1 pseudogene is annotated in these 1,206 nt (G+C 51.5%); it reads left to right on the forward strand.

Annotated elements, in window-relative coordinates:
• A pseudogene (locus tag EXE45_RS21435) lies at positions 1–807 on the forward strand (helicase); the annotation flags it as partial.
• Positions 808–1,206: the final 399 nt, after the last annotated feature.

Here is a 1,206-nt window from a genome sequence, read left to right on the forward strand (position 1 = left end):
ATCCACGAGTTCGTTGAGCGCGGAATCGAGGTGCTTGGTGGTGACGTCGAGAAGGCGGGGAGCAACCTCTACCGAGCTGAACTCCCTCGCTCCCTTCGGCAGGGCACTGACGAAGAGTACGGGCCGTTCACATTCAGTCGAGAGTTCGCCATGGACCACGATGGCATCGATTACGTCTCTCCTGACGACGAACTGGTTCAGCGACTCATGCAGCAAGTGCTGGAGAGTGAGCAGGGTAATGTCGGTCTGAAGCTCCTTCCGTTCGTTGACGACCCGGGAATTGCCTACAACTACCGTGTGACGTTTGAAGACGGAACGGGGGAAGTCATTCGCGAAGACATGATCCCGGTATATGTCGATGGGAACCATCGAGATCCCCGAGGGCGCCTTGGTCAGCGAGTTGTCGATGGAAATAGCATCAAAGGCTCGCCTGATGTAGACCGGGTACGATCTCTGATTGAGCAGCAAGAGCAGTTGCGAGCGGCTGCTGATCGCTATGTCAGTCAGAGAGTTGCCTCTCTGAAAGAAGAACTGTATGAACGTCGCCGCGAGGAAACTCAACAGGAACTGAGTGATCTCGAAGAATATGCTGAAGCAGAGCGCCAGCGAATCCAGGAATTCATCGAGAACTACGAACAGAAGGCTGAGACCGGTTCGAACATGGACATCGCAATTCGCGGTCAACAAGAGCGTCTCGACAGACTTGAACAGCGTATCGAGAGTCGTCGTCAGGAGTTGGAACGAAAGGCACAGATAGTCTCGCTCGCCCCAGAAGTCGAGAATCTGTGCTTCGCATTCCCAGTATAGGTAGTCCTACACGGAAGGTTTGTCACTCTGTCTGTAGCCACATGGAGACAGCAAAATGGATTCTCATTAGAAACCCTATGTATGATAAGATATTGGATACATCAGTCGATGAGCTTCGGTTAATGAGAAGCGATTAGATACTGGATCGATGTCCGAGTGACGATTAGAACGACCCCATCGCCTGAATGGCGTGTACCCCCATGATCTTACGGACCGAATTTGGCCCTACACGCCTGTGGTATCTGTGGTGGACAGATTCTAAGCTACGGAAAGTGTGGTATCGTAGCAGAGAAAGCGTGAGAGTATTCAGCCATCTTCATAGATGCCCATCTCACGCTTTTTGAGAGCATTTTGGACTCTCTTACTTATCCTGTGGGTTCTTTTTGTATGTTACAGTCG

It is taken from the genome of Halorubrum sp. SP9 (genome assembly GCF_005435015.1).
Classification (GTDB): Archaea; Halobacteriota; Halobacteria; order Halobacteriales; family Haloferacaceae; genus Halorubrum; species Halorubrum sodomense.